This window comes from Sphingomonas sp. BK481 (assembly GCF_014194875.1).
Lineage (GTDB): Bacteria > Pseudomonadota > Alphaproteobacteria > Sphingomonadales > Sphingomonadaceae > Sphingomonas > Sphingomonas aerolata.
In genome coordinates this window covers 198,102-223,903 of sequence record NZ_JACIAP010000006.1, presented here as the reverse complement: position 1 = coordinate 223,903, position 25,802 = coordinate 198,102, and the positions used below count along the sequence as shown (strand labels likewise).

The window sequence follows — 25,802 nt, the reverse complement described above, 5'->3', positions numbered from 1 at the left end:
CCTCCCATAACGTGCGCCACGACGCATGCAATCTTGACCGCCATCCGAATACCGCTACCCAAGGGGAATGAGCGATGGACTGCCCGATAGCCTGATTCCGTACGACGAGATCGTGCAAGAAGCCCTGCGTGCCGTCGTCGGCCGCGTGCTCGGTTCCGTGTCGGAGGCCGGCGGGCTTCCCGGCGAGCATCATTTCTACATCACCTTCAAGACGCAGGCGCCCGGCGTCGACATCCCCAAGCGGCTGATCGAACGTTTCCCGGACGAGATGACGATCGTCATGCAGAACCGCTACTGGGACCTCGTCGTCGACGACGAGCGCTTCTCGATCGGTCTGTCGTTCAACCAGGTCCCGTCGAAGCTGGTCATCCCCTATTCGGCGATCACCGCATTCCAGGATCCCGCGGTCAGCTTTGAACTGCGCTTCCAGGCGCAGGAGGGCGCGGACGAGTCGCTCGGCGAGCATGACCCGGCCGAGAATGACGGCCCGACCGCGGTGCCGATCGAAGACGGCTCGAACGTCGTCGCCGTGGATTTCAAACGGAAGAAGTGAGCTGGAGCGAGGCGATCAGGCAAAGCTGATCGCCGGTCGCAAAGCGACGCGAACGGCCGGCCGACGCGCACCGCGCGGTCGACGACATGGGATTTACTCCCATGTCGGCCTTCTGCTCTACGCAGCCATACCGGAACAAGCCCGGCATGACGACGTAGGTAGGCCATGACCAACACCCGCACAGAAACCGACTCGATCGGCCCGATCGACGTTCCCGCCCAGGCCTATTGGGGCGCGCAGACCGAGCGATCGGTCGAGAATTTCCCGTTCGGTACCCGCGAACGCATGCCGATCGAGATCGTCCACGCGCTCGCGCTCGTCAAACAGGCCGCCGCCCGCGTGAACCGCGCGCACGGCCTCGACGCCACAATCGCCGACGCGATCGACGCCGCCGCGCAGGAGGTGATCGACGGCACGCTCGACGACCAGTTCCCGCTCGTCATCTGGCAGACCGGCAGCGGCACGCAGTCGAACATGAACGTCAACGAGGTGATCGCCGGCCGCGCCAACGAAATGCTCACCGGCACGCGCGGCGGCAAGTCGCCGGTCCATCCCAACGACCATGTCAACATGAGCCAGTCGTCGAACGACAGCTTCCCGACCGCGCTCCACATCGCCGCCTCGCTCGCCGTGACGCGCCGGCTCTTTCCCGCGCTCGACCGGCTGCGGACCGCGCTGCAGGCGAAGGCGGACGCTTGGGACGACATCGTCAAGATCGGCCGCACGCACCTGCAGGACGCGACCCCGCTGACGCTCGGGCAGGAATTCGGCGCCTATGCCAATCAGGTCTATCGCTGCGGCCGCCGGATCGAGCCGGGCGTCACCAACGGCACCAACCGGCTCGCGCAGGGCGGCACCGCGGTCGGCACCGGGCTCAACGCGCCCAAGGGGTTCGCCGCGGATTTCTGCAAGGCGGTCTCCGACCTGACCGGCCATCCGTTCATCCCCGCGGAGAACAGCTTCGAGGCGCTCGCCTCGAACGACCCCCTCGTTCACCTCTCCGGCACGCTCAACACGCTCGCGGTCGCGCTGACCAAGATCGCCAACGACATCCGCCTGCTGGGCAGCGGCCCGCGCTGCGGCTTCGGCGAGATCGACCTGCCGGCCAACGAGCCCGGCAGCTCGATCATGCCCGGCAAGGTCAACCCCACCCAGTGCGAGATGCTGACGATGGTCGCCGGCCAGGTGATGGGCAATCACGTCGCGGCCACCATCGGCGGGATGCAGGGCCATCTCGAACTGAACGTGTTCAAGCCGCTGATCGGCGCGAACGTGCTCCGCTCGATCGACCTGCTCGCGACCGCGATGGAGGGCTTTGCGGAACGCTGCGTCGACGGCATCGAACCCAATCGCGACCGCATTGCCGACCTGCTCGACCGCTCGCTGATGCTCGTCACCGCGCTCGCCCCCGAGATCGGCTATGACGCGGCCGCGAAGATCGCCAAGCACGCGCATGCCGAGGGGCTGACGCTGAAAGAGGCAGGCCTCGCGCTCGGGCTGGTCGATGCGGAAACCTTCGACCGGGTCGTGCGGCCCGAATCGATGCTCGGCCGCTAACGCCTCCCCCGACCCCGTTCGTGCTGAGCGAAGTCGAAGCACCGTCGCTTGCGGCACACCCTTCGACGTCGCTCGGGGCGAACGGAAGGGGGAGGGGCGCACCTGCGGGAACCCAAACGCGGTTCGCGCGCTAACCCGCCACACGCGACGGAGAAATTACGTGGGCGCAACGACCATAGGCGCGCTGATCGGCGCAGGCATCGACTCGCTCAGCGGCGATGACGGCAATGCGGACGGCGCGATCATCGGTGCGGTCACCGCCAACGTGCTCAAGATCGTCGTGCCGCTGGCCGTGACCTACGCGATCGGCTGGGCGGTGCTGCGCGGTGCAGCGGAACTCAAGGACCAGGTTTTCGGAGAGGTTAAGTCATGATCGGACGTATCATCAGTGCATTGGTTGGCCGCGAAATGGGTCGGCGCGACGGTTCGGGCGGCGCATCTGGCGCGGTCAAGGGCGTGGTCGCGATGAGCGTGCTGCGTCGCATGGGCCCGCTCGGCATGATCCTCGGCGGCGGCTATGCGGCCAAGAAGGCCTATGACCGCAACCGGGCACGCAAGTCGGGCTACTGATCCGCCGCCAGAATGACACGCGCGGGCTGTGCATGGGTTGACGCCCATGCGCAGTCCGCGGCAAGGGCGCGCATGCCCCACACACTTCCGTCCGACCCGCATGGTTTCCGTCGCCGCGGCGTCCTGTTCGTCCTGTCCTCGCCATCGGGCGCCGGCAAGTCGACGATCGCGCGCCGATTGCTCGCCGACGAGCATGAGCTGGAGATGTCGGTCTCGGTGACGACCCGCGCGATGCGCCCGGGCGAAGTCGACGGCAAGGATTACCATTTTACCGATCTCGAGGGCTTTCGCGACATGGTCGCGAAGGACGAGTTCCTCGAATGGGCGCATGTCTTCAACCACCGCTACGGCACCCCGCGCGCGCAGGTCGAGGAGATGCTCGCCGCCGGCAAGGACGTGCTGTTCGACATCGACTGGCAGGGCGCGCAGCAGCTGTTCCAGATCGCCGGCGGCGACGTCGTCCGAGTCTTCATCTTCCCGCCGTCGATGGAGGAACTCCACCGCCGCCTCACCAGCCGTGGCACCGACTCGACCGAAGTGATCGACGCCCGCATGTCGCGCGCCGCGAACGAGGTCAGCCACTGGGACGGCTATGATTACGTCCTGGTCAATGACGACGTCGACAGCTGCATCCGCGGCGTGAAGACGATCCTCGCCGCCGAACGCCTCAAGCGCTCGCGCCAGACCGGCCTGATCGGCTTCATCCGCCGCCTGACGCGCTGACCCCCCGTCATCCTGGATCGAGTCCAGGATGACGAAACCCTACAGCATCCCCAGAAACGCCACGCCGCGCGCGAATTCCTGGCGCTTGAGCTCGCGCAGCTGCGCCGCCTGCCAGTCCTCGCCCCACATCTCGATCGACCAGTCCTCGTCGATCCCCGCCGCCGCCCAGGCCGCATCGCCGTCGATCTCTCCCTCGACCAGCGCCAGCCCGATCACCAGCGACCCCGTCAGCGTGACGACCGGCGACAGCCCGGCAAGGTGGAAATCGTCATGCGCCGCGACCGCCTCGTGCAGCCGCGCGATCGTCGCCGGGGCCTGTGCGACGTGCATCACCCCCGCCGTCACCGCGAACGTCACATCGTACCGCGCGCGCGCCCAGTCGAGCAGCGGGTCCCAGCGTGCCGCCTGCCGCTCGACCAGCGGTGGCGGGCCGTCCGCGCGGTAGCAGAGCAGGTCGCTCTCGCCATAGGCCGCCAGCCGTGCGGCGAACTGCGCCGGATCGTTCGCGATCGGATCGGTCGCGGCATTGGCGAGGCCGGTCAGCGGCATCATCCGCGGATCGATCGTCTCGCCGACGCTGCGCCATTCCTCCGCCACCGCCTGTGCCAGCGCATCGGTCGGCAGCGCGAGCGGCCGTCGCCCGGGGGTGCGGACCGGCTTGCCGTCGAGCGTCACCACGCGATCCGCATCGATCGCGACGTCTGTCCAGAATCTCTTCATGCGTCCTGTCCGGTCATTCGGTGGGCGTGCGCCAGCGCTGCGCCAGGCTGCGCGGCACGATCGCGATCATCGCCATCGCCGACAGCACGATCGCGGTGCCGAGGATCTTCGGCCCCCAGCTATAGGCGCGTGCGATCAGCACCAGCCCGAGCACCGCGCCCGCCACGCCTGCGAGCCGCACGCCGACCAGCACGAACCAGCGCCGCTGCGCAAGGCGATCGGCCTCCGTCACGATGCGCTCACCAGATGGCGCAGCGCCGGCACCGTCTCGGCGACGACGTCCGCACCGGCCTCCGCCAGCTCGTCGACCGCGTGATAGCCCCAGGTGACACCGACCGCGCGCGCCCCCGCCGCGCGTGCCATCGCCATGTCATAGCTCGTATCGCCGATCATCGCGGTCATCGCGGGGGTCGCGCCCGCCTCCTTGATCGCCGCGAACAGCATCGCCGGATCGGGCTTCGACGGATGCCGGTCCGCGGTCTGCAACGTCACGAACCGGTCGGCGATGCCGTGCGCGGCGAGGACATGCGCGAGCCCGCGGTCCGACTTGCCCGTCGCGACGCCCAGCATCCAGCCATCGTCGGCCAGCGTCGCCAGCACGTCGGCGATCCCCTCGAACAGCGGTTCCTCGATCAGCTCGCCGCTCGTCCGCATCGCATGGAACGCGGCCTTGTAGTCCGTCGCGAGCGTGCGGTGCAGCGCCTCGTCGCCCTGCGGCACCAGGATCTGCATCGCCTCGACCAGGCTGAGCCCGACGATCCGGCGAATCGCGGCGCGCGGCGGCGGGACGAGCCCGGCCGTCTCGAACGCCCGCTCGCACGCGACGCAGATATTCGCCTGACTGTCGACGAGCGTCCCGTCGCAATCGAACACGGCGAGGCGGATCATAAGATTTTCCAGCGCATCCCCGTCTCGTAGATCAGCCGGGCGAACGAGGGAACGCCAAACCGGAACGCGCGTCGTCATGTTCCCCCGCAAAGGCGGGGGACTCGGACCCAAGCAGGGCCGCCGATCGTGGCCCCTGGACCCCCGCCTCCGCGGGGGAACGGGTAGGGGGGCACCCCCACCACCACCACCCCGGCGAAGGCCGGGGTCCAGTTGGGGGACGGTGCTAACGGTGCGCAGCACCCGGTTACTGCAACCTCCCCAACTGGGCCCCGGCCTTCGCCGGGGTGGTGTCAAGAGAGCGTAGCCGTCGACCTGCTAGATCACCGCGACCCCGGCCTGCTGCAGGGCCCGCTCGGCTCGCTCGCCGCCTTATTGTTCTCAACCACACCGCGCACGCGGTGTTCGGCACGGTGACTGAAGCCGTGCGGTTGCGGCTGTTGCGGTGCCGCTCGCGCTGATCCGTTCCCCCGCGAAGGCGGGGGCCCAGGACTCAAGCAGCGTGCCATTCGTGGTCCCTGGACCCCCGCCTCCGCGGGGGAACGGGAGGGCACCCAACAATCACCACCACCCCGGCGAAGGCCGGGGTCCAGTTGGGGGACGTTCCTGACGAAACGCAGCACCCGGTTACTGCAACCTCTCCAACGGGACCCCCGCCTTCGCCGGGGTGGTACTGGATATGGGCGAGACCACCCCGCTAGATCACCGCGACCCAGGCCCGCTCCTAGGCCCACTCGGCTTCCCCCCCGGACGACCCCGGCCACCAGGCTTGGCACCCTCGACCCGCGGCCCACTCCTAGGCGCACCGAATTTCGACCCCGCGCCGGTCCGCGAACCACCCGTCTTCGGCCCCGCAGGCTTGCCCCCCGCCGTCTTCTCCTCGACCACACCGCGCCCGCGCCGTTCGCCGCGGCGTTCCTTGCGCACCGACTTGGCATGCGCCCTGGCGCGCGACTTGATCTCCTCGCGCGACGGCGCGGTCTTCTCGTCGAGCACCAGCGCGTCGCCGAGCGACTCCTCGAAGCCCAGCTGCTTCAGGCTTTCCGCAAAATGCGTCGGCAGTTCGGCGGTCACGTCGATCGACCCGCCATCGGGATGGTCCACCTTGATGCGGCGCGCATGGAGATGCATCTTGCGCGAGATGCCGCCGGTCAGGAACGCCGCCGCGCCGCCATATTTGCCGTCGCCGACGATCGGATGGCCGATCGCCGCCATGTGGACGCGCAGCTGGTGCGTGCGGCCGGTGAACGGCTGCAGCTCGACCCAGGCGGCGCGGTTGCCCGCGCGCTCGATCACGCGGTACCGGGTCCGCGCGGGCGCGCCCTCGGCCTCGTCGACATGCATCTTCTCGCCGCCGGTGCCGGGCTGCTTGCCGATCGGCAGCTCGATCATGCCGTCCTCGATCGACGGCACGTCGACCACCAGCGCCCAATAGACTTTCCGCGCGGTCCGCCCCGAAAACGCCTTGGCGAAGAACGCCGCCGCGCGGCTCGTCCGCGCCACCAGCAACGCACCCGACGTATCCTTGTCGAGCCGATGGACCAGCTTCGGCCGGCCCTCATTGTCATATTGGAGCGCATCGAGCAGCCCGTCGACATGCTGCGTCGTCTTGGTGCCGCCCTGCGTCGCCAGACCCGGCGGCTTGTTCAGCACGAACGCCTGGAAATCCTTGTGGATGACCATCGCCTGCGCGGCCTCGGTCTCCTCGTCCGACAGGATCACGCGCTCGCGCACGCGCCGCGGCGCGTCGACGTCGGCGGTGGCCTTGTCCGCCTCGGGCGGCGGCACGCGCAGCATCTGGCCCGCCGCGATCCGGTCGCCCGGCGTCGCACGCGCGCCGTCGACGCGCAGCTGGCCGGTCCGCGCCCACATCGCCACCGTCGTGAAGCTCGTCTCGGGCAGGTGCCGCTTGAACCACCGGTCCAGCCGGATGCCGTCATCGTCGAACCCGACGTTGAACTCGCGGAAATTCGTATCGCTATCGTGTTTGCCCGCAGTCATGCGACGGCCCTTACTGCGGAGAGACCCGCGAACAACGCGGCGATCGAACCGATCACCGACACCAGAACATAGCCGAGCGCGAGGCCCGGCGCGCCACGCTCGATCATCGTGACGACGTCGAGCGAGAAGGAGGAAAAGGTCGTGAACCCGCCGAGCACGCCGACGCCGAGCAGCAGCCGCCAGCCTTCGGGCGCCGAATGGCGCGCAAGCACGCCGACCAGCACGCCCATCAGCAGCCCGCCGACGAGATTCACCGCCAGCGTGCCGAACGGATAGCCGGCACCGAGCAGCGCGGTCATCGCGCGCCCGGTCAGATAGCGCGCGCCGGATCCGACCGCGCCACCGACCATGACATAGAGAAGGGGAGACATGCCCGCGCCCTAGCGCGAATCGCGGAAAACGGAAAGCCGCGCTTGACGGGCATGCGCGGCGCTCGCCCTTGGACACGGCGGCGTCGCTCAGCGCCCGGCGTTGGAGACCAGATCGACGTCGCTGACGCCGTCCATGCGCGGCGTGACATACACCCTATAGGCATCGCCGCCGCGCATACCGCCGAGCACGTGCCGGCGGCCATCGCTGCGGTGGTCGGCCGAATAGCCCGTGTCGGCGGTGCGCGTATAATAGAAGTCGAGCAGCCGCTGCGGCGTCGCCCGACTCGAAAAGTGCACGACGCGCAGCCGGCACCCGGCCTGGTCGGAACCCGCCGCCTCCGACAGCTGTGCATCGGGATAGAGCGGCAGGTCGGCGGGCAGGCGATTCGCCCAAAGCGCGGAATAGCCGATCGTCCGCGTACACGCCGCCGCGTTCGGAAACGTCTGCCGCTCGGCCAGCGCGCCCAGCGTCAGCGCCGCGTCAGCCTGGCGGCAGGCGGGACAGTCACCGGCAGCGGCGGGCGCGCGCTTCAGCGTATGCGGATCGACCGTATCGGCGCGGCGGCCAGCTTCCTCGGGTGGCATCGCCCCGCCCATCGGCTCGGGCGGCGGGCGGATCGCGTCGTCGTTCGACGACTGGGTCAGCGTCGGGTCGACCATGATCTGACCCGCGAGCGCGGCGTTCAGCGCCGGGTCGCCCGCATTGCCGTTGCCAAGGTCCGCTTCGAGGCTCGTCGGGTCCTGCTGATCATCGACCGCGGGCTCGCCGCACGCGATCAGCGCGAGCGGCAGGGCAAGCGCGAGGGCGGGGAGGCGGATGGTGCGGGCGGAACGGGTCATCACCCGCCATCAATGCGGGAGTGCGAGTGAAGAAAGCGTTGTCGCGGTACGCTTGGTCGGCCGGCCCGCGATCTTGCCTGCGACCCGTCGAGACGCCATGTTTGGGTCATGCTCAACCTCGTCTCGATCCTCATCGGCCTTGTCACCCTCGCGCTGGGTCTCGTCGCCTTCTTCCCGCTGCTCGGCTGGATGAACTGGCTGGTCATCCCGATCGGCATCGTCGGCGCGGCGGTAGGTGCGCTGTCGTCGAGCAATGCCGGGCGCAATCTGAACATCGTGCTGATCATCATCTTCACGCTGCGGCTGATGCTCGGCGGCGGCATCATCTGATCACAGGAGTCTTGGGGTCAGCGGCAGCGGATCCGGCCGCGATCGACCGACCGGCCGGGCAGCGCACCGCCGCGGGTATCGATCAGCGTGCCGATCAGCCGTGACTCACCGCGCGCGATAATGTTGCCAAGAACGCCGCCGGCCAGCCCGCCGGTGATCAGCCCGGTCGTCCCGTCCTCGCGGCGGCAATAATAACGGCCGTCGGCGCCGCGATACAGCCGATCCGCCCGGCTCAGCCGGCGCACCGCATAATAGCGGCCATCGCGAAAATACCGGTCCGCGAAATAGCCGCGCTGCCCCGGTTCGGGGCGATCATGATCATAGGCGCGGTATCGCTGCCAGTCGCCGGCGTCGCGTCGTGCGCCGCCGGCGATCGTCTGTGCACCGGCCGCGGCGGCACCAGCGACCCCCGCCTCTAACCCCGCACCGAGCAGGACGAGGGCGATGGTCGCGGCGATCCGCATGCCGGCGCGTCGATCAGGCAAGCGTGTGGTCGAGCGTGATGTCGGCGTTCAGCACCTTCGACACCGGGCAGTTCGCCTTGGCATCCGCCGCGATCGTTGCGAACTCGTCGGCCGAGATGCCCTCGACCTTCGCGTTCAGCGTCAGCGCCGACTTGGTGATCTTGAACCCGTCGCCATCCTTGTCGAGCGTCACCTTCGCGCTCGTCTCGAGTGTGCCCGCCTCATAACCCTTGGCCGCGAGCGCGAAGCTCAGCGCCATGGTGAAGCAGCTCGCATGCGCGGCGGCGATCAGTTCTTCGGGGTTGGTGCCGGGCTCGTTCTCGAACCGCGTGTTGAAGCCGTAAGGCGAGTCGGACAGGACGCCCGACTGCGTCGAGACATGGCCCTTGCCGCTCTTGCCGAGGCCTTCATAGCTGGCCGAACCGCTGCGTGTCGTCATTTTCGGATCCTTCGAAACATGAAAAAGGGCGCCGCGGTTTCCCGCGACGCCCTCCTTCAACGCATCAGTCCGCAATGCGGTGCGTGGTTTAGCGGCAACGACGATTATTGTTGCTCGTGCCCTTGTCGATCGCGCGACCGGCCAGGCCACCCAGTACCGCGCCGCCGAGCGTGCCGACCGTGCGGTCGCCGCGCGTGTCGACCGTGCGGCCGAGGAGCGCGCCGCCGACGCCGCCGATGATCGTGCCGGTCGTACCGTTGCTCTTCTTGCAATAGGTCCGGCCGTCGCGACCGCGCCATTCGCGCTTGCCGCGCTGCGCATCCGCTGCCGAGATCGGCACCGCGAGCGTCGGCAGGACGAGGGCGGTCGCGCTGAGTGCCATGATCAACTTACGCATAAAATCTACTCCCGTTTGTAATGATCTGTGTCCGTAACGGCCGGCGTTTACCCCCGGTTGCATGAACCCAAAACAACGTCGCGTTCATCTTCGCTCCGGGCATCCTGGGTCGTGCAGGCACAGCAATCTGTCCCCGTTATCCACAGCAAGTTATCCACAGGCTGTGCACAAAAGGATAAGACCCGGCAAAATTGCGCCCCGGGCACGGGCTGCCCGGGGACTTTTCCCCGTTACCCACAAAAAATTATCCCCACCTGTGGATAAGTCTGTCCTCAGCCGGGAAATCGCGCAAAATCCGGTCGCGGGTGCTCCCTCGCTTGTGTCGCGCGCCACAGCGGCTAGGCCGGGGGGATGCTGCCCGCCACGATCCTGTCGCCCGACGTCCTCCCCGCCGCCGCGCGTTGGCTCGATCTCGCCGGGCTCGCGGTGTTCGCCGCCTCGGGCGCGCTCGCCGCGGCCAAGCGCGGGCAGACCGTCGTCACCGCGATCTTCTTCGGGCTGATCACCGGGGTCGGCGGGGGCACGGTGCGAGACCTGCTGATCGACGCACCGGTCTTCTGGGTGCACGACGCTCGCGCCGCCAGCATGTGCCTGATCGTCGCGCTGGTGATCTGGATCACGCCCGAACGCTGGTGGCGCGACGAGGCGCTGGGCTGGTTCGATGCGATCGGGCTCGCCGCCTATGCGGTGTTCGGCGCGGCCAAGGCGCTCGGTTACGGCGTGCCGCCCGTCCCCGCCGTGCTGATGGGGGTGATGAGCGCCTGTTTCGGCGGGATCATCCGCGACGTGCTCGCGGGCGAACCCTCGATCCTGATGCGTCCCGAACTCTATGTCACCGCGGCGGCGCTCGCCGCGGCGAGCTATGTCGGGCTGGTGCTGCTGGGGGTGCCGATCGGCTGGTCCGCGGTCGTCGCGGCGAGCGCGGGGTTCAGCCTGCGCGCCGCCGCGATCCGCTTCCACCTCGCGCTGCCCGCCTACCGCGCACGCCGCTAGTCCGCAGTCAGCCCCGCACGACGCCGACCTCGGCAAAGCGTCGCGGCTCGACCGGCGGCACCGCGGCGTCGTTCAGCGCGCATTGCCAATGGCCGACATCGATCCACTGGCCGTTCTTGTACCCGACCGCGCGGTAGACGCCCGCGCGGCGGAACCCGACCGATTCATGCAGCCGGATCGATCCGTCATTGGGCAGCGCGATGACCCCGATCGCCTGGGTGAAGCCTTGCGCGCGCAGCGTGTCGATCAACGCCTCGTACAACAGCCGCCCCGCGCCCTGGCGCTGCGCCGCATCCGCGACATAGACCGTGGTCTCGACGACGAAGCGATAGGCGGCGCGCTCGCGGAACCGCCCGGCATAGCCGAACGCGATCACCCCGCCCGCATCCCCCACCGTCGCGACCAGCCAGGGATAGAGCCCGTCCGACGCTGCCATCCGCGTCCGCATCTGCCGCGTGTCGGGCGCCTCGGTCTCGAACGAGACCGTCCCCACCAGCACGTGCGGCGCATAGATCGCGGCGATCGCGGTGGCGTCCTCGGGTCGCGCCGCCCGGATCGTGATGGCCCCGGCCGTCCCGATCGTGGGCGACGCGCCCGGCATTACAGGCCGATCCGCGCGAGCAGCAGGTCGAGCAGCCGCGCATCGCCGCCGTCGCCGGCACTCGGGCCGATGCCGCCGCATTCGAGGCAGCGTGCCTGGATCGAGCCCGAGGTCGCCAGCCGCTTCATGTCGCCGACCGCACGCGCGACCATCTGGCGGCGGTCGAGCGCGATCCGGCCGAACGCGTCGCTGCCGGTCGTGGTGTCGTCGTCGCCCGTGTCGAAACCGGCGGCGAGCTGGGCAAGGACGCCCGGCGGCTTTTCGAGATATTCGGCATGGATCTTGGCCGGATCGAGCTTGGCGCGGCGTGCGGCCTCGGCGATCGCGTCCTTCAGCGTGCCGAACCGGTCGACCAGCCCGATCTGGCGCGCGGTGCCGCCATCCCAGACGCGGCCCTGGCCGATCGCGTCGACCCGCGCCGGGCTCAGCTTGCGCGACGCGGCGACGCGCGCGATGAACTGGCGATAGCCATTCTCGATCCCCGCCTGGATCAGCGTGTCGAACATCGGCGTCGTGCCGGCGGTGATGTCGGGCTGGCCCGACAGCGGCGTCGTCTTCACGCCGTCGGTGGTGACGCCGATCTTGGCGAGCGCGGTCTCGAACGTCGGGATGATCCCGAAGATGCCGATCGACCCGGTGATCGTGCCGGGTTCGGCGAAGATCACGTCGGCGGGCGTCGACACCCAGTATCCGCCCGACGCGGCGAGCCCGCCCATCGACACGACCACCGGCAGGCCCTTCTTCTTGGCCTCGAGGATCGCGAGCCGGATCCGTTCGGACGCGAGCACCGACCCGCCCGGCGAATCGACGCGCACGACCAGCGCCTTGAGGTCCTTCTTGGCGAGGCCGTCGAGCATCGCCTTCTCGATCGTCTTGCCCGCCGCGGTGCCGGGGCCGCCTTCGCCGTCGACGATGTCGCCCGCCACGGTCAGCACGCCGATCGCGTCGCCGCCGGTCGGCAGGGGATTGGCCTTGACCCAGGAATCATAGGTGATGGTGTTGAAACTGCCCGCAGGCTTGCTCGTGTCGGCGCCGGCGATCGCGGCGACGCGCTTGCCGAACGCGGTCCGGTCGCCGAGCTTGTCGACGATCCCCGCGCGCAGGTTCGCGGTCGCGATGTCGCCATTGGCGGCGAGCACCAGGGCGTCGGGACGCGCGAGGAACTGCGCGATCTGCGCCTTGGGGCGGGCCTTGGCGACCGCTTCGCGCCACTGGTCGTACAGCGTGCCGTACAGCGCCTGGCTTGCCGCGCGCGCATCGTCGCTCTGGTCGGTGCGCGTATAGGGCTCAACGAACGACTTGTAGCGGCCGACGCGGTAGACATGCGTCGTGATCCCCAGCTTGTCGATCAGCCCCTTATAGTAAAGCTGGTTGCCGCCCGGTCCCATGAACAGCGTGCCGCCCAGCGGATTGACCCAGACCTCGCTCGCATTGGCGGCCAGCCGGTAGCTGCCGTCGGTATAGGCGGTCGCATAGGCGAGCACCGGCTTCTTGGCGGCGCGGACGCGCGCGATCGCATCGCCGATCTCGCCCAGCGCGGCGGGATACGCCCCGGTAAAGCCGTCGAGGTCGAGCACCAGCGCCTTCACCCGGCCATCGGTCCGCGCGGTATCGATCGCGCGCACCACGTCGCGCAAGCGGAACTGCTTCGGCGTATTCTGTCCCGACAGCGCGGCAAAGGCGGCGGGTTCGGCGGGCTGCTCGACGATCGAGCCGTTCAGGTCGAGCACCAGCGCGCCGTCCTTGATCGCCTTGGTCCCCGGCCGCGCGTTGAGCGCCGCGAAGACCAGACCGAAGAACAGCAGCATCGCGATCAGGACGAGTGCGTCCTTGATCCCGACCAACAGCTTCCATGCGCCGCGTACCAGCTTCACCTGCGTCTCCTCATACCGGCACGGCCGGTTGGTGCGATGCCGGCAACGCCGGTTCACCGTCGACGATAGCCGCGTGTGTCATGCGGGAGCAATACGCTTATCTTTCGCACGGCGGTCGCCGGCGGCACCGGCCCCCACGCCCCAACCCCGCACGCCCCGGCCCACGCGCCCCGCCACCCCAATCCCGTCATCCTGACGAAAGTCAGGATCCAGAGCCAAGCAGGCCAGCGCCCCGCAACCCTGGATCCTGACTTTCGTCAGGATGACGAACGGGGAAGGGCAGGGCCGCCAACCCCGCCGCAACGCTCGCCAAACAACCCGCCGCCCCGATCACACCGCACCCCCACCCCAATTCCGTCATCCTGACGAAAGTCAGGACCCAGAGCCAAACAGGACAGCGCCCCGTAACCCTGGGTCCTGACTTTCGTCAGGATGACGAAGGGGGGGCAGGGGGGCGGATAACCGAGGTGGGGGGGGCGACCCCAGCCGCCCTCAAAGGACCAATCCACTGGCCAGCCAGCCCCGCCAGCCCGCCCGACCCACCCCAACCCCCGCACACCACCCGCACAGATCCCAGGTGTCCCACGCCGCAAATCCCGCTAGGGGCGGCCGGGTGATCGAACCCGTTCCCATCGCCACCGGCCCGGCGCCCGCCGATGCCCGCGCCGAGTTTCGCGCGCTGCTGCGGCTCGCCACGCCGCTGGTCGGGGCGAACCTGATCCAGATGGCGGTGTCCGCGGTCGACGTGATCTTCGTCGCGCGGCTCGGCACGGTCGATCTTGCCGCCGCGACGCTCGGCGTGTTCGTCTTCAACCTGCTGATGTTCGCGCTGATCGGGCTGACCAGCGCGGCGGCGCCGCTGATCGCCGCCGAACTCGGCCGCCGCGCGCATGCCGTGCGCGAGGTCCGGCGCAGCGTGCGGATGGCGCTGTGGCTCGGGATCCTCGGCTCGCTCCCCGTCATCCTGATCCTCACGCAGGGCGAAATGCTGATGCGGCTCGCCGGCCAGGACCCGGAGGTCGCGCGCCGCGCCGGCCGGTTCATGACGATCATCGCCTTTGCGCTGCTGCCCGGCGTGCTCGCGGGCGTCATGCGCACCGCAGCGGCGGCGCTCGGCCGGCCGGGCTGGGCGTTTCTCGTCACCGGGCTGTCGCTGCTCGTCGGGATCGCGGGCAACTGGCTGCTGGTGTTCGGCAATCTCGGCTTCCCCGCGCTCGGGCTGGAGGGCTCGGCGCTCGCCAGCGTCGCCAGCCTCGGCGTGATGATGATCGCGTACGGCGTGATCCTGACGACCGACCGGCGGCTGCGGCGCTTCCACCTGTTCGGCCGCTGGTGGCGGACCGAATGGTCACGCTTCCACGAGATCGTCCGGCTCGGCACGCCGATCATGCTGACCTGGATCTTCGAAGGCGCGCTGTTCGGCGGCGCGGCGCTGCTGATGGGGCTGATCGGCGTCGCGGAGGTCGCGGCGCACGCGATCGCGCTCAACATCGCCGCAGTCGCGTTCCAGGTCCCGTTCGGCGTCGCGCAGGCGGCGACGATCCGCGTCGGCATGGCGTACGGCGCGCAGGACCGGGTCTGGATCACCCGCGCGGGCAATGTCGCGCTGGTCGTCGGGATCGGCTTCATGGCGGCCAGCGCGCTGCTGATCTGGGCGGTGCCGCGGCTGATGATCGGCGTCTATGTCGATCCCGACCTGCCGCAGAACGCGGTCGTCGTCGCGCTCGCGCTGCGGTTCCTTGGCGTGGCCGCGGTGTTCCAGCTCGTCGACGGCGCGCAGGCGGTCGCGGCGGGCGTGCTGCGCGGGTTGCAGGACACCCGGACGCCGATGCTGATCGCGCTGTTCGGCTATTGGGTGATCGGCTTCGGCACCGCGATCCTGCTCGGCTTCCGCACGCCGCTTGCGGGCGAGGGGGTGTGGTGGGGGCTGTTCGCAGGCCTTGCGGTCGTGTCGGTGCTGCTGCTGTGGCGCTGGTCGCGGCGTGATCGGCTGGGGCTCGTCCTGACCCGCGGAATGTAACGATTGACGCGATTTTCGTTTGGACGCCCGTTGACGATGCCGGGGACGCGGCACATATGACGGCGGTTGGCACTCGATATCGTCGAGTGCCAGAAATCTGTCACAAACCTAAAGGACATGGATCCCATGAACTTTCGTCCGTTGCACGACCGCGTGCTGGTGAAGCGCCTCGAAGCCGAAGAGAAGACGGCTGGCGGCATCATCATCCCCGACACCGCCAAGGAAAAGCCGCAGGAAGGCGAAGTCGTCGCCATCGGCACCGGGACCCGCGCCGAGAACGGCACGATCACCCCGCTCGACGTCAAGGCTGGCGACAAGATCCTGTTCGGCAAGTGGTCGGGCACCGAGGTCAAGGTCGACGGCGAAGATCTGCTGATCATGAAGGAATCGGACATTCTGGGCATCGTCGGCTGACGCCGACGTGGCCTGGATCGCTCTTTAGGGCTGGTCCGGACCGCGCTCAGAAATACCGTTTTCGTCTCAACATTCACAACATTCGTTTGAAAGGGTAGCTGACATGGCTTCCAAGGACGTAAAATTCGGTCGTGACGCGCGCGAGCGCATCCTCCGCGGCGTCGACATCCTCGCCGACGCGGTCAAGGTGACCCTGGGCCCCAAGGGCCGCAACGTCGTCATCGACAAGAGCTTCGGCGCACCGCGCATCACCAAGGACGGCGTCACCGTCGCCAAGGAGATCGAGCTCAAGGACAAGTTCGAGAACATGGGCGCGCAGATGCTGCGCGAAGTGGCCTCGAAGACCAACGACATCGCCGGCGACGGCACGACCACCGCGACGGTCCTGGCGCAGGCCATCGTCCGCGAGGGCATGAAGTCGGTCGCAGCGGGCATGAACCCGATGGATCTGAAGCGCGGCATCGATCTCGCCGTCGTCAAGGTCGTCGAGGACGTCAAGGCGCGTTCGAAGCCGGTTTCGGGTTCGAAGGAAGTGGCGCAGGTCGGCATCATCTCGGCCAACGGCGACCGTGAAGTCGGCGAGAAGATCGCCGAAGCCATGGAGAAGGTCGGCAAGGAAGGCGTGATCACCGTCGAGGAGGCCAAGGGTCTCGAATTCGAGCTCGACGTCGTCGAAGGCATGCAGTTCGACCGCGGCTATCTCTCGCCCTACTTCATCACCAACCCCGAGAAGATGACCGTCGAGCTTCAGGATCCCTACATCCTGATCCACGAGAAGAAGCTGTCGAACCTGCAGGCGATGCTCCCGATCCTGGAAGCCGTCGTCCAGTCGGGTCGCCCGCTCCTGATCATCGCCGAGGACATCGAGGGTGAGGCACTCGCCACGCTCGTCGTCAACAAGCTGCGCGGCGGCCTGAAGGTCGCAGCGGTCAAGGCACCGGGCTTCGGCGATCGTCGCAAGGCGATGCTCGAGGATATCGCGATCCTGACCAAGGGCGAGATGATCTCGGAAGACCTCGGCATCAAGCTCGAGACCGTCACGCTCGGCATGCTCGGCACCGCCAAGCGCGTCACGATCGACAAGGACAACACCGTCATCGTCGACGGTGCCGGCGATCACGAGACGATCAAGGGCCGTACCGAAGCGATCCGTCGCCAGATCGAGAACACCACCAGCGACTATGACAAGGAGAAGCTCCAGGAGCGTCTTGCCAAGCTCGCCGGCGGCGTTGCCGTGATCAAGGTCGGCGGTTCGTCGGAAGTCGAAGTCAAGGAGCGCAAGGACCGCGTCGACGACGCGCTGCACGCAACCCGCGCAGCCGTCGAAGAGGGCATCGTCCCCGGTGGTGGTACGGCTTTGCTGTACGCGACCAAGGTCCTCGACGGCCTGACCGGTGCGAACGAAGACCAGACGCGCGGTATCGACATCGTCCGCAAGTCGCTGACCGCTCTGGTTCGCCAGATCGCGCAAAATGCGGGTCATGACGGTGCGGTGGTTTCGGGCAAGCTGCTCGACGGCAACGACTCGAACATCGGCTTCAACGCCGCGACCGACACCTACGAGAACCTGGTGGAAGCCGGCGTGATCGATCCGACCAAGGTCGTCCGCACCGCGTTGCAGAACGCGGCATCGGTCGCAGGCCTCCTGATCACGACCGAAGCGGCTGTGAGCGAAATGGCCGAAGACAAGCCTGCCATGCCCATGGGCGGCGGCGGCGGCATGGGCGGCATGGGCGGCATGGACTTCTGATCCTGGACCGGGGCAGGGCAACCTGCCCCGAACGCAGGATCAGAACGGCCGGCGGGCTGGACGGCGAAAGCCTCCAGTCCCGTCCGACGAAAAGGGCCGGCTTTGCCGGTCCTCCGTTCCGACCAAGACGACCCAAAGCAAAAGGGCCGGGGAGCAATCCCCGGCCCTTTGTCCGTTCTCACTATTGGCGGTACCGCCTCAGCGGTTCTTCATCGCCGCGATCAGCTTCTTCACTTCCTGGCTGCGACCGCGCGGCATGATCAGCACGTCGTTGCCGCTCGCCACCACGATCAGGTCCTCGACCCCGACCAGCGCGACCTTGACGCCGTCGCTGCGCACCAGGCAGTTCTTCGTGTCGATCGCCAGCACGCTGCCATCGCCATCGCCGCGATGCGCATTGCCGTCCGCGTCGCGCGCGCTGATCGCATGCAACGCGTCCCAGCTGCCAACGTCGTTCCACCCCATCGCCACCGGCACCACCGCGACGCGGTCGGCCTTTTCCATGACCGCATAGTCGATCGAATCATCGGGCGATGCGGCAAAGGCCTCGGCGTCGGGATAGACCCGCGTCCCTTCGCGACGGGCGAGCTTCATCGCATCGGTCGTCGCGACCAGGATGCCGGGATCATGCTGCGCAAGGGCAGCGAGATAGGCATCGGCGCGGAACAGGAAGATGCCGCCATTCCAGGCATGATCGCCCGAAGCCAGCATCGCCTCCGCCTTGTCGAGCGGCGGCTTCTCGACGAAGCGCGCGACGCGGTGGACGCCCGCGGCCAGCTCTTCGCCGACCTGGATCCAGCCATAGCCGGTTTCAGGCGCGTCGGGGGCGATGCCGAACGTCACCAGCCAGCCCTGCGCGACCATCGGCAGCGCCGCGGCGATCGCGGCGTGGAAAGCGGGCAGGTCGGCGATGACGTGATCGGACGGCATGACGAGCAGCGCGTCGCCGCTGCCGGCACCGGTCTCGCCCGCGGCGATCGCCGCGAGTGCGATCGCGGGCGCGGTGTTGCGGCCCATCGGCTCGAGGATCAGCGCCTGTGCCTCGGCGCCTGCATCCTTCAGCTGCGCTTCGACCAGATCGGCATGCGCGGCGTTGGCGACGACGATCGGCGCGGCGAAGCGTTCGCCCTGCGCGCGGCCTGCGGTCAGCTGCAACATGGTCTGCTCCGCGGTCAGCGCGAGCATCTGCTTGGGCATTTCGGGACGCGACATCGGCCACAGCCGGGTGCCGGAACCGCCGGACAGAATCACGGGTATAATCGTTCGAACTGTCATGCGACCTCCACTCGGGAGACCGTATAACGACCAATCCGGGACTTCCAATCGCAAACCACCCCGCCAGCGCGCGGTCTTCAGCCTTTGTTTGCGAATTGGTGCAAAGAGACAGCTAGGTGTCGGGTGCGTTTACAGTCACCCTGTCGGGATCCCGCCGAACGATGATCAGGCTCTTCAAACACTACGTCCCCTATGCGGTGCTGCTGCTCGGCATCGTCGACGCCGTGCTGCTGGTCGTGGCAGGGGAGATCGGCTGGGTCGTCCGCGCGCATCAGATCGGCATGGCGGTCGAGCCGATCCACACGCGCGTGCTCCAGCTCGCGACCTTCGCCGCGGCGTTGCAGATCGCGCTGGTCGCGGTCGGCGCCTATGGCGTCGCCTCGTTCCTGTCGCTGCGGTTCGCCGCCGCGCGGCTCGCGGTCGCCTTCTCGCTCGGCGTTATCTTCCAGTCGCTGATCTTCTTCCTGGTCCCCGCGCTCACCTTTTGGCGGTCGAACCTGCTCTATGCGACGCTGATCGCGGCCGTCCTGCTGGTGACGGTGCGCGCGGTGCTTGGCCGGCTGCTGGGTGGCGACACGTTCAAGCGACGGGTCGTCGTGCTCGGTGCGGGCCATCGTGCCGCGCGCATCCTCGCCCTGTCGCAACAGCCTGGGATCAACTTCGTCGCGGCGGGCTTCGTCGCGATGGGCGAGGCGGAGGCGGTGGTCGACGGCGCGATCCCCCGCGCCGACATCCCGAACCTGGCGGCGCATATCGTCGACCTGAACGCGGGCGAAGTCGTCCTCGCGCTCGAGGAGCGGCGCAATGCCCTCCCGCTCAAGGATCTGCTCCGTGTCCGCACGACCGGCGTCCAGGTCATCGAGATTTCGACCTTTCTCGAACGCGAGACCGGGCGGATCGATCTCAACAGCGTTAATCCGTCCTGGCTGATCTTTTCCGACGGTTTCGCCAGCGGCCGGATGCTGTCGAGCGTGTTCAAGCGCGCGTTCGACATCGTCGCCAGCCTGATCCTGCTCGCGGCCACGCTGCCGGTCATCCTGGTCACCGCGCTTGCGATCAAGCTCGAGTCGCGCGGCCCCGCCTTCTATCGCCAGCGGCGCGTCGGCCTCTACAATCAGGGGTTCGACATTCTGAAGCTCCGTTCGATGCGGCAGGATGCCGAGATTGCGGGCAAGGCGGTCTGGGCGGCAGAGGACGATCCCCGGATCACGCGGATTGGCCGTTTCATCCGCAAGGTCCGCATCGACGAACTGCCGCAGACCTGGACCGTGCTCCGCGGCGAGATGAGCTTTGTCGGCCCGCGCCCCGAACGGCCGCAATTCGTCGACGAACTTGAGACCCAGCTGCCCTATTATGCCGAGCGTCACATGGTGAAGCCGGGCATCACGGGCTGGGCGCAGATCAACTATCCCTACGGTGCATCGATCGAGGATGCGCGGCACAAGCTCGAATATGATCTCTATTACGCGAAGAATTATTCGCCCTTCCTCGACATGCTGATCCTTTTGCAGACGCTCCGGGTCGTTCTGTGGCCGACCGGCGCGCGCTGAACGTGGCATGATCGCGCTGCTGATCCTGTGGACGCACGCGCTGGCCGCGCTGTTGTTCGGCGCGCTCGTGTTCAGGCAGGCGCAGCGGCCGGCCGGCGGCTGGTCGAACGCGGCCTTTGTCGGCCCGCTTATCCTGACGACGCTCTGGGCGCTGGCCGTGTCGGGCATAGACTTTCGCGATGTCAGCACCCGGATCGCCGAGAGCGCGCGCTCCATCGCCTGGCTCGGATTCATGTTCGCGCTGGTGCGCCGGGAACGCACCGGCAACCGCGCGCTGGGTGCGGTCTATGGCACCGTCGTGGCGATCGCGGTGATCGGCGCGCTGCTCGCAGTCGTCGAACTGGTGCCGATGGGTGCCGATGCGCAGGCACAGACCGAGTCGGCACGGCTGGTGTTCGGGATGATGGTGGCGATCAGCGCGCTGGTGCTGATCCATCATCTGCATCAGGCAGCACGGGCCTCGCCCGACGCGGCGTGGCACGGCGGGCGTCTGGTCGTGGTCGCGGTCACGATCATGTGGAGCGTCGACCTGCTGCTGGCTGTCAGCGCCTATGTCACGCCGCGCTGGACGCCTGTGATCGTTGCCGCACGCGGTGTCGCGATGATCGGCATGGCGCTGCTCCTGCTCGTCGCGGTCACCCGTCGCGGCGACTGGACGTTCGCGGTGTCGCGGCGCGTCGCCACCCGGTCGCTCGGCGCGATCGCGGTGATCAGCTATGTCGGGATCACCGCCGTCGCGACCAGCGTCGCTGACGCCTATGGCGGCGATCATGCGCGGCTGATCCAGACCGCGATCATCTGCGGTGCGACCGCTGCGCTGTTCGGGCTGTTGGCTACGTCGTGGCTGCGCGCATGGGCGAAGGTGAAGATCGCCAAGCACCTGTTTCGCCATCGCTATGATTATCGCGCGGAGTGGCAGCGTTTCACCGAGACGCTGGGCGCACCGGGCGACGGCGCCGCGCCGCTCGACGGACGGATCGTGAAGGCGGTGGCGGACCTGACCGACAGCCCGGGCGGTCTCTTGCTCGTCCCCGACGGCCTCGGCATGAGCAGCGCCGCCGCCTGGAACTGGGAGATGGCGACGGCGCCGGCACCGATGTCGGATCGGGCGCTGGCCGAGCGTCTTCGTCTCAGCCCGCGGATCATCGAACTCGACCCCGTACGACACGGCACGGCCCCGGCGGAGGAAATTGCGAGCGTGCCGCACTGGCTCAGCGCGTGTCCCGCCGCCTGGGCGATCGTCCCTCTGGTGCATGGCGGTGCACTGGTTGGCGCGATCATCCTCGCCCGTCCGCCGGTCGATCGCGCGCTGGACTGGGAGGATTTCGACCTGTTGCGCGTCGCGGGCCGGCAGGCGGCGAGCTACCTTGCCGAGGACCGCGCGCATGCCGCGCTCGCGGACGCGCAGCGGTTCGACGAGTTCAACCGCCGCTTCGCGTTCATCCTGCACGACATCAAGAATCTCGTCAGCCAGTTGACGCTGGTCGCGCGCAACGCAGAGCGTCACGCCGACAATCCGGCGTTCCGCGTCGACATGGTCGCCACACTCCAGGACTCCGCCGATCGCATGAATGCGCTGCTCGCCCGGCTTTCACAAACGCACGCGGCCCCCAGCGAGCCGTTCCAGCCGGTCGATGTCGCAGCGCTGGTCAACCGCGTCGTCGGCGCACGTCGCGCACAGCATCCGATCGCGGCACAGGCGACCGGACAGGTGCTCGCCCGGGCGCAGACGGCACGGCTCGAACAGGTGCTCGGCCATCTGATCCAGAACGCGATCGAAGCGAGCGACCGCGACGCTCCGATCGTCGTCGCGGTCACGGCAAACGGCGCGACCATCGCGATCGACGTGATCGACCAGGGGTCCGGGATGAGCCCCGCTTTCGTCCGCCATCAGCTGTTCCGGCCGTTCGCCTCGTCCAAGCCGCTGGGGTTCGGGATCGGCGCGTTCGAAGCACTGCAACTGGTCGAGGCGATGGGCGGGTCGCTCGATGTCTTCAGCCGGGAAGGTGAGGGGACGCGGTTCCGCATATCGTTGCCGGCCGCCGATGCGATGGAGGCGGCGGCATGAGCACATCGGCATCCCCTGTGGAGGCGCGCCCGGTGCTTCTGATCGTCGAGGACGATCTTGGGCTGCAGCGACAGCTGCGCTGGGCGTATGAGGGCTATGAGATCGTCGTCGCCAGCGACCGCGCCACCGCGATCGAAGCGATCCGGGCGCACGAACCCGCCGTCGTCACGCTCGACCTCGGCCTGCCACCCGATCCCGACGGCGTCGCCGAAGGCTTTGCGACGCTGCGCGAAATCCTCGCGCTGAAACCCGATACCAAGGTGATTATCGCGTCCGGGCACGGTGCACGCGAAAGCGCGCTGACCGCGATCGCGGAGGGGGCGTGGGATTTCTATGCTAAGCCGATCGATATCGACGTACTCGGGATGATCGTCGCACGTGCGTTCCACGTCCATGGCCTCGAGGCGGAGAACCGGCGGCTTGCGGCGCGGGTAGCAGCGAGCGGGACGGGATTTGGCGGCGTGATCGCTGCCTCGCCCGAAATGGCGCTGGTGACGCGGACGCTCGAACGGGTCGCGCCCGCCAATGTGGCGGTGATGCTGCTGGGCGCGAGCGGAACGGGCAAGGAAGTGCTCGCGCGCGGTATCCATGATGCGTCGCCGCGCGAGCGGGGCAGGTTCGTCGCGATCAACTGCGCGGCGATTCCCGAGACCTTGCTCGAAAGCGAGCTGTTCGGCCATGAAAAGGGGGCGTTCACCGGCGCGATCAAGACCACCGAGGGCAAGATCGAACAGGCGGCGGGTGGCACGCTGTTCCTCGACGAGATCGGCGACGTGCCGCTGACGCTGCAGGTCAAACTGTTGCGGTTCCTGCAGGAACGAGTGATCGAGCGGGTCGGCGGCCGCAAGGCGATCCCGGTCGACACGCGGATCGTCTGCGCGACGCATCAGGATGTCGACGCGATGGTCGCGGCGGGCCGGTTCCGCGAGGATCTCTATTATCGGCTGGCGGAAATTGTTGTCCGGATCCCCTCATTAGCGGAGCGCAGCGGCGACGCGGCGCTGCTCGCGCGGCATTTTCTGGCGAAGTACGCCAGGACAATGAATGCCGGCGTGACCGGCCTCGCCCCCGATGCGCGCGCGGCTATCGATGGCTGGAGCTGGCCGGGCAATGTCCGCGAGCTCGAAAACCGGATCAAGCGCGCGGTGATCATGGCCGACGGCAAGCTCATCACCGCTGCGGATCTCGACCTTGGCGGTACCGCCGACACGGCCGATGGGCTGAACCTGCGGGCGGCGCGGGAGGTGGCGGATCGCAAGGCCATCCGTCGCGCGTTGAGCCGTGCCGGGGGCAATATCTCGAGCGCCTCCAGGCTGCTCGGGATCAGCCGGCCGACGCTGTACGATCTGCTGAAAAGCTACGATCTCCATGCGTGACCCGCGATATCCGCTGTTGCGCCGCGGACGCGCCCCCCGGCGGCGGCGTGTGTTCACGCGGAGCCATGCCCGTCTGCTGGCGATCGCGCTGCTCGTGCTGGCGGTCGCGGGGACGGCGACGCTGCTGACGCTGCGGCGCGATCCCCCCGATGCGCGACGCTTGCTTCGCGACGCGCGGACGACGCTTCAGTCGGGCAATTATAGTGCGGCCCGGTCCAATGCGCAGGCGGCGATCGCGGCGGCGCCGTCGAACGGGCCTGCGCATGTCGTCCTTGCACGCGCCCTGCTCGAACTGGGAGACGGACTCGCGGCCGAGGCCGAACTGACCCGCGCGCGCGATGCCGGCATCGCGATCGCGACGCTCTACCCGTTCCAGGCGCAGGCGCGGCTGCTCCAGAATGATCCGGTCGGCGCGATCGAGGCGGCCGACCGCGCCGCACCGCGCCAAGCTGCCTATGCCCGCCGCATCCGCGCCGCCGCGCTGGCATTGCTCGGCAACGGCGCTGCGGCCCGCACCGATCTTGGTCGCCTGGTGGCAGAGCAGCCGCATGACGGGCGCAGCTGGACTGCGCTCGGTCGCGTGGCGCTGGCTATCGGCGATGTCGGTACCGCCGCGGATGCTGCGACGCGTGCGGTCGCGCTGTTGCCGGATGAGCCCGCGGCGCTGACGTTGCAGGGCGAAATTGTCCGCCGGCGTTACGGCCTGGTCGCAGCACTCCCCTGGTTCGAGCGCGCGCTTGCACGCGATGCTTATTATCATCCGGCGCTGATCGAATATGCCGCCACGCTCGGTGATGCCGGGCGGTATCGCGCCATGCTGGCGGCGACGCGACGCGCGCAGCGGGCGCGACCGGGCAGCCCGCAGGCATTGTATCTCCAGGCGGTGCTCGCGGCGCGCGCGGGCCGGACCGAACTCGCGCGCGGGCTGCTCCAGAAGACCGGCGGGGCGATCGACAGCCTGCCCGGTGCGATCATGCTCAGCGGTGCGCTCGACTATGCCGAGGGGCGGTTTGAACAGGCCGGCGCGATGTGGCGTGGCCTCGCGCGGCAACAGCCGCTCAACGTCAGCGTGCGGCGGCTGTTGGGAGCCGCGCTGCTGCGGTCGGGTGATCCGCGCGGCGCGCAGGAGGTGCTGAGGCCGATCGTCACCCGTGCGGACGCCGACAGCTATGCGCTCGTGCTTTTCGCGCGTGCGGCAGCCACTACCGCAACGACGGATCGGAAGCGCGAGGGTGTGGCGCAGGATCTCGATCGCGCCAACCGCGGTGCCACCGGGATGGCGACGGCCTTCGCGATCGACGATCAGGTCGGCACGCTCGACGCCGCGATCCTGCAGGCCCCGGGGGATCCGGGCGCGCTGCTGGCGGCGATCCGTGGGCGAATCCAGGCGCGCGCACCGGGTGATGCGCTTGTCCGCGCGCGCAGCCTTGCGCGAGCAAGCCCCGGCGCGCCCGCCGCCCAGTCGACGCTGGGCGACACCTTCGCGGTGGCGGGACGTTACGCGGACGCTGCACCGCTCTATGCGCGTGCCGCGGATCTCAGCTTCGACGAACCGACGATGCTGCGCCTGGTCGACGCGCTGAGCCGGGTGTCGCGCCAACGCCAGGCATCGACCGCGCTGGCCCTGTATCTTTCGCAAAATCCGCAGAGCCTGACCGGCCAGCGAATCCTTGGCCATTGGCACGTGATGGCGGGCAACTGGACTGCGGCGATCGAGACGCTCGAGGCGGTGCGCCGGCGGATCGGCAATCGTGACGCGGGGTTGCTTACCGATCTCGCGCGCGCTTATGCCGGGGCGGCGCCGCGTGACGGCGCAGATGCGGCTGCGCTTCGCTATGCGCGCGCCGCCCATGCACTTGCGCCGATGAATGCAGCGGCGACCGACGCCTATGGTATCGCGCTGGCGGGCGTCGGCAAGCTGGACGGTGCGCGGCAGGTGCTGACCAAGGCGGTGGCGCTGGCCCCCGGGGATCGCGCCATCGCCAGCCATCTCGCTCAGCTCCGTTAGACCTTGTCGCACGGCGGCGGTGC

Annotated in this window: 26 protein-coding genes; 14 read left to right on the top strand and 12 right to left on the bottom strand. The window is 68.4% G+C overall.

Translation table 11 applies throughout. From position 1 onward, the window contains the following. Positions 1–67: 67 nt before the first annotated feature. The 5 genes from FHY04_RS13735 to gmk all read left to right on the top strand — a co-directional run bounded on the left by FHY04_RS13735 (position 68) and on the right by gmk (position 3,403). Entirely contained in the window at positions 68–553 is a 486-nt protein-coding gene (locus tag FHY04_RS13735) for an SspB family protein (RefSeq protein WP_031394376.1), read from the top strand. Between the two features lie 165 nt (positions 554–718). Further along, the gene (fumC, locus tag FHY04_RS13730; protein ID WP_183936831.1) at positions 719–2,110 is read left to right on the top strand and encodes a class II fumarate hydratase; all 1,392 of its coding nucleotides are present in this window, start codon (positions 719–721) and stop codon (positions 2,108–2,110) included. Positions 2,111–2,270: 160 nt separating this feature from the next. Then, positions 2,271–2,483: a hypothetical protein gene (locus FHY04_RS13725; protein ID WP_037530644.1), complete on the top strand. Its 213-nt coding sequence runs from the start codon at positions 2,271–2,273 to the stop codon at positions 2,481–2,483. Beyond that, complete coding sequence (locus tag FHY04_RS13720; RefSeq protein WP_031394373.1) at positions 2,480–2,680, top strand: hypothetical protein; 201 nt, start codon at positions 2,480–2,482, stop codon at positions 2,678–2,680. Before FHY04_RS13725 ends, FHY04_RS13720 begins: the two co-directional genes overlap by 4 nt. Positions 2,681–2,752: 72 nt before the next feature. Then, a complete protein-coding gene (gene gmk / locus FHY04_RS13715) occupies positions 2,753–3,403 on the top strand; it encodes a guanylate kinase (RefSeq protein WP_031394372.1) in 651 nt (216 codons plus the stop codon). Positions 3,404–3,442: 39 nt separating this feature from the next. On the opposite strand, the gene FHY04_RS13710 is transcribed toward gmk, so the two are convergent. From FHY04_RS13710 to FHY04_RS13685, 6 genes are all read right to left on the bottom strand, one after another. Further along, positions 3,443–4,123, bottom strand: coding sequence for an ATP12 family chaperone protein (locus FHY04_RS13710; RefSeq protein ID WP_183936830.1), 681 nt, complete (start codon positions 4,121–4,123; stop codon positions 3,443–3,445). A 13-nt stretch (positions 4,124–4,136) separates the two neighbouring features. Beyond that, positions 4,137–4,355 carry a hypothetical protein gene (locus FHY04_RS13705; protein WP_037532554.1) on the bottom strand — a complete coding sequence of 73 codons (219 nt, stop codon included), beginning with the start codon at positions 4,353–4,355 and terminating at the stop codon, positions 4,137–4,139. Continuing rightward, entirely contained in the window at positions 4,352–5,011 is a 660-nt protein-coding gene (locus FHY04_RS13700; protein ID WP_183936829.1) for an HAD-IA family hydrolase, read from the bottom strand. The genes FHY04_RS13705 and FHY04_RS13700 overlap by 4 nt, the downstream gene beginning before the upstream one ends. 699 nt (positions 5,012–5,710) lie before the next feature. Continuing rightward, the gene (locus tag FHY04_RS13695) at positions 5,711–7,009 is read right to left on the bottom strand and encodes an RluA family pseudouridine synthase (RefSeq protein WP_183936828.1); all 1,299 of its coding nucleotides are present in this window, start codon (positions 7,007–7,009) and stop codon (positions 5,711–5,713) included. After that, complete coding sequence (gene crcB, locus FHY04_RS13690) at positions 7,006–7,380, bottom strand: fluoride efflux transporter CrcB (protein ID WP_031441014.1); 375 nt, start codon at positions 7,378–7,380, stop codon at positions 7,006–7,008. The genes FHY04_RS13695 and crcB overlap by 4 nt, the downstream gene beginning before the upstream one ends. Positions 7,381–7,467: 87 nt before the next feature. Beyond that, complete coding sequence (locus FHY04_RS13685; RefSeq protein WP_183936827.1) at positions 7,468–8,220, bottom strand: hypothetical protein; 753 nt, start codon at positions 8,218–8,220, stop codon at positions 7,468–7,470. A gap of 108 nt (positions 8,221–8,328) precedes the next feature. Here FHY04_RS13685 and FHY04_RS13680 point away from each other — a divergent pair, with 108 nt between their 5' ends. Then, on the top strand, positions 8,329–8,550 hold the full coding sequence (locus tag FHY04_RS13680; RefSeq protein WP_031395999.1) for a hypothetical protein: 222 nt from the start codon (positions 8,329–8,331) through the stop codon (positions 8,548–8,550). A 17-nt stretch (positions 8,551–8,567) separates the two neighbouring features. Here FHY04_RS13680 and FHY04_RS13675 read toward each other — a convergent pair whose 3' ends face one another. The 3 genes from FHY04_RS13675 to FHY04_RS13665 all read right to left on the bottom strand — a co-directional run bounded on the left by FHY04_RS13675 (position 8,568) and on the right by FHY04_RS13665 (position 9,850). Beyond that, positions 8,568–9,014 (bottom strand): hypothetical protein, encoded by a 447-nt coding sequence (locus tag FHY04_RS13675; RefSeq protein ID WP_221211789.1) that lies wholly within the window; start codon positions 9,012–9,014, stop codon positions 8,568–8,570. Positions 9,015–9,027: 13 nt separating this feature from the next. Further along, positions 9,028–9,453, bottom strand: coding sequence for an OsmC family protein (locus FHY04_RS13670; protein WP_031395930.1), 426 nt, complete (start codon positions 9,451–9,453; stop codon positions 9,028–9,030). 88 nt (positions 9,454–9,541) lie between these two features. Then, the gene (locus tag FHY04_RS13665; RefSeq protein ID WP_037532560.1) at positions 9,542–9,850 is read right to left on the bottom strand and encodes a glycine zipper 2TM domain-containing protein; all 309 of its coding nucleotides are present in this window, start codon (positions 9,848–9,850) and stop codon (positions 9,542–9,544) included. 351 nt (positions 9,851–10,201) lie between these two features. Here FHY04_RS13665 and FHY04_RS13660 point away from each other — a divergent pair, with 351 nt between their 5' ends. Beyond that, on the top strand, positions 10,202–10,843 hold the full coding sequence (locus FHY04_RS13660; protein WP_056408854.1) for a trimeric intracellular cation channel family protein: 642 nt from the start codon (positions 10,202–10,204) through the stop codon (positions 10,841–10,843). 7 nt (positions 10,844–10,850) lie between these two features. On the opposite strand, the gene FHY04_RS13655 is transcribed toward FHY04_RS13660, so the two are convergent. Together FHY04_RS13655 and sppA are read right to left on the bottom strand one after the other, a co-directional pair. After that, positions 10,851–11,444 carry a GNAT family N-acetyltransferase gene (locus tag FHY04_RS13655; protein WP_183936825.1) on the bottom strand — a complete coding sequence of 198 codons (594 nt, stop codon included), beginning with the start codon at positions 11,442–11,444 and terminating at the stop codon, positions 10,851–10,853. Beyond that, entirely contained in the window at positions 11,444–13,318 is a 1,875-nt protein-coding gene (sppA, locus tag FHY04_RS13650) for a signal peptide peptidase SppA (RefSeq protein ID WP_183936824.1), read from the bottom strand. The genes FHY04_RS13655 and sppA overlap by 1 nt, the downstream gene beginning before the upstream one ends. 613 nt (positions 13,319–13,931) lie before the next feature. Here sppA and FHY04_RS13645 point away from each other — a divergent pair. The 3 genes from FHY04_RS13645 to groL all read left to right on the top strand — a co-directional run bounded on the left by FHY04_RS13645 (position 13,932) and on the right by groL (position 17,502). After that, positions 13,932–15,338, top strand: coding sequence for an MATE family efflux transporter (locus tag FHY04_RS13645; RefSeq protein WP_311724875.1), 1,407 nt, complete (start codon positions 13,932–13,934; stop codon positions 15,336–15,338). A gap of 126 nt (positions 15,339–15,464) precedes the next feature. Continuing rightward, the gene (gene groES, locus FHY04_RS13640; protein ID WP_031394281.1) at positions 15,465–15,752 is read left to right on the top strand and encodes a co-chaperone GroES; all 288 of its coding nucleotides are present in this window, start codon (positions 15,465–15,467) and stop codon (positions 15,750–15,752) included. A 103-nt stretch (positions 15,753–15,855) separates the two neighbouring features. Beyond that, positions 15,856–17,502: a chaperonin GroEL gene (groL, locus tag FHY04_RS13635; protein ID WP_031394280.1), complete on the top strand. Its 1,647-nt coding sequence runs from the start codon at positions 15,856–15,858 to the stop codon at positions 17,500–17,502. Positions 17,503–17,700: 198 nt separating this feature from the next. On the opposite strand, the gene FHY04_RS13630 is transcribed toward groL, so the two are convergent. Continuing rightward, positions 17,701–18,777, bottom strand: a complete 1,077-nt coding sequence (locus tag FHY04_RS13630) for a mannose-1-phosphate guanylyltransferase/mannose-6-phosphate isomerase (RefSeq protein WP_183936823.1) — start codon at positions 18,775–18,777, stop codon at positions 17,701–17,703. A 161-nt stretch (positions 18,778–18,938) separates the two neighbouring features. Here FHY04_RS13630 and FHY04_RS13625 point away from each other — a divergent pair, with 161 nt between their 5' ends. Genes FHY04_RS13625 through FHY04_RS13610 form a run of 4 tightly spaced genes read left to right on the top strand, consistent with a single transcriptional unit; the run spans position 18,939 to position 25,779 of the window. After that, positions 18,939–20,327: a TIGR03013 family XrtA/PEP-CTERM system glycosyltransferase gene (locus FHY04_RS13625; protein ID WP_183936822.1), complete on the top strand. Its 1,389-nt coding sequence runs from the start codon at positions 18,939–18,941 to the stop codon at positions 20,325–20,327. 7 nt (positions 20,328–20,334) lie between these two features. Continuing rightward, positions 20,335–22,395, top strand: a complete 2,061-nt coding sequence (gene prsK / locus FHY04_RS13620; RefSeq protein WP_183936821.1) for an XrtA/PEP-CTERM system histidine kinase PrsK — start codon at positions 20,335–20,337, stop codon at positions 22,393–22,395. Further along, complete coding sequence (gene prsR, locus FHY04_RS13615; protein ID WP_183936820.1) at positions 22,392–23,771, top strand: PEP-CTERM-box response regulator transcription factor; 1,380 nt, start codon at positions 22,392–22,394, stop codon at positions 23,769–23,771. Before prsK ends, prsR begins: the two co-directional genes overlap by 4 nt. Further along, complete coding sequence (locus FHY04_RS13610) at positions 23,764–25,779, top strand: tetratricopeptide repeat protein (protein ID WP_183936819.1); 2,016 nt, start codon at positions 23,764–23,766, stop codon at positions 25,777–25,779. The genes prsR and FHY04_RS13610 overlap by 8 nt, the downstream gene beginning before the upstream one ends. Positions 25,780–25,802 lie beyond the last annotated feature (23 nt).

Bases quoted from the DNA above. Each gene is read 5' to 3' on its own strand.
- FHY04_RS13695 (WP_183936828.1), bottom strand. From the start codon at position 7,009: ATGACTGCGGGCAAACACGATAGCGATACGAATTTCCGCGAGTTCAAC.
- FHY04_RS13665 (WP_037532560.1), bottom strand. From the start codon at position 9,850: ATGCGTAAGTTGATCATGGCACTCAGCGCGACCGCCCTCGTCCTGCCG.
- groES (WP_031394281.1), top strand. From the start codon at position 15,465: ATGAACTTTCGTCCGTTGCACGACCGCGTGCTGGTGAAGCGCCTCGAA.
- prsR (WP_183936820.1), top strand. From the start codon at position 22,392: ATGAGCACATCGGCATCCCCTGTGGAGGCGCGCCCGGTGCTTCTGATC.
- FHY04_RS13655 (WP_183936825.1), bottom strand. From the start codon at position 11,444: ATGCCGGGCGCGTCGCCCACGATCGGGACGGCCGGGGCCATCACGATC.
- FHY04_RS13685 (WP_183936827.1), bottom strand. From the start codon at position 8,220: ATGACCCGTTCCGCCCGCACCATCCGCCTCCCCGCCCTCGCGCTTGCC.
- FHY04_RS13610 (WP_183936819.1), top strand. From the start codon at position 23,764: ATGCGTGACCCGCGATATCCGCTGTTGCGCCGCGGACGCGCCCCCCGG.
- FHY04_RS13680 (WP_031395999.1), top strand. From the start codon at position 8,329: ATGCTCAACCTCGTCTCGATCCTCATCGGCCTTGTCACCCTCGCGCTG.
- gmk (WP_031394372.1), top strand. From the start codon at position 2,753: ATGCCCCACACACTTCCGTCCGACCCGCATGGTTTCCGTCGCCGCGGC.
- FHY04_RS13675 (WP_221211789.1), bottom strand. From the start codon at position 9,014: ATGCGGATCGCCGCGACCATCGCCCTCGTCCTGCTCGGTGCGGGGTTA.
- FHY04_RS13630 (WP_183936823.1), bottom strand. From the start codon at position 18,777: ATGACAGTTCGAACGATTATACCCGTGATTCTGTCCGGCGGTTCCGGC.
- FHY04_RS13735 (WP_031394376.1), top strand. From the start codon at position 68: ATGAGCGATGGACTGCCCGATAGCCTGATTCCGTACGACGAGATCGTG.
- groL (WP_031394280.1), top strand. From the start codon at position 15,856: ATGGCTTCCAAGGACGTAAAATTCGGTCGTGACGCGCGCGAGCGCATC.
- FHY04_RS13700 (WP_183936829.1), bottom strand. From the start codon at position 5,011: ATGATCCGCCTCGCCGTGTTCGATTGCGACGGGACGCTCGTCGACAGT.
- FHY04_RS13710 (WP_183936830.1), bottom strand. From the start codon at position 4,123: ATGAAGAGATTCTGGACAGACGTCGCGATCGATGCGGATCGCGTGGTG.
- FHY04_RS13670 (WP_031395930.1), bottom strand. From the start codon at position 9,453: ATGACGACACGCAGCGGTTCGGCCAGCTATGAAGGCCTCGGCAAGAGC.
- FHY04_RS13625 (WP_183936822.1), top strand. From the start codon at position 18,939: ATGATCAGGCTCTTCAAACACTACGTCCCCTATGCGGTGCTGCTGCTC.
- FHY04_RS13720 (WP_031394373.1), top strand. From the start codon at position 2,480: ATGATCGGACGTATCATCAGTGCATTGGTTGGCCGCGAAATGGGTCGG.
- crcB (WP_031441014.1), bottom strand. From the start codon at position 7,380: ATGTCTCCCCTTCTCTATGTCATGGTCGGTGGCGCGGTCGGATCCGGC.
- FHY04_RS13660 (WP_056408854.1), top strand. From the start codon at position 10,202: ATGCTGCCCGCCACGATCCTGTCGCCCGACGTCCTCCCCGCCGCCGCG.
- prsK (WP_183936821.1), top strand. From the start codon at position 20,335: ATGATCGCGCTGCTGATCCTGTGGACGCACGCGCTGGCCGCGCTGTTG.
- fumC (WP_183936831.1), top strand. From the start codon at position 719: ATGACCAACACCCGCACAGAAACCGACTCGATCGGCCCGATCGACGTT.